Raw genomic sequence first — 632 nt, forward strand, 5'->3', positions numbered from 1 at the left:
TTTGCCGCACGTTGGAACAGGTGCCGGGCATCGGCCCCATTACCGCCACGGCTCTTGTTGCTACGGTAGGCAGTCACATCAATGAATTCAAGAACGGTCGGCAGCTCGCGGCCTTTCTTGGTTTGGTGCCCAAACAACATTCCAGTGGCGGGAAAGTGCGACTACAGGGCATCAGCAAGCGCGGGGATGGGTATGTGCGCCGATTATTGATTCACGGAGCAAGGGCAGTATTGTTGCACACCTTGCGCAAGCCGGAACGTAGTCACACGTGGTTGGCGCAATTAGCCACACGCAGAAATAGCAATGTCGCCTGCGTGGCGCAGGCCAACAAGACAGCCCGGATAGTGTGGGCGATGTTGGCTCACCACCAGGAGTTCCGGCATGACTTGGCTGCTTGCAGCACCCAAGCCACGCCGGCTTGATTCACCAAGGTCACAGCGAGGCACGTCAACAGGTTGCGGTAGTAAGAAACAAGTGATGGCAAACAGGTAAGACCGAGACGGCAAAAACCCGATAAGAACCAAGAGCTCTAAAGCTCGCGTAACAGATAGGGCTGTCGTCAGCGAATTCCATAGGGGCCAGCGGCATTTGTCGCAATAACAGGCCGGATGTAAGCGTGCAATCTATTCCTG

The 632-nt window shown here is 55.7% G+C and carries 2 protein-coding genes; one reads left to right on the forward strand and one right to left on the reverse strand.

Annotated elements, in window-relative coordinates:
- Nucleotides 1-422 (forward strand): IS110 family transposase (locus ACO0LM_RS28660; protein ID WP_423042346.1); only part of this gene is annotated, 422 nt, incomplete at its 5' end.
- Between the two features lie 25 nt (nt 423-447).
- Here ACO0LM_RS28660 and ACO0LM_RS28665 read toward each other — a convergent pair.
- Nucleotides 448-632, reverse strand: a 185-nt coding sequence (locus ACO0LM_RS28665; RefSeq protein WP_423042348.1) for a hypothetical protein, incomplete at its 5' end; no start/stop codon positions are given.

Origin of the sequence: Undibacterium sp. Di26W (assembly GCF_049340265.1) — a bacterium.
Classification (GTDB): domain Bacteria; phylum Pseudomonadota; class Gammaproteobacteria; order Burkholderiales; family Burkholderiaceae_D; genus Undibacterium.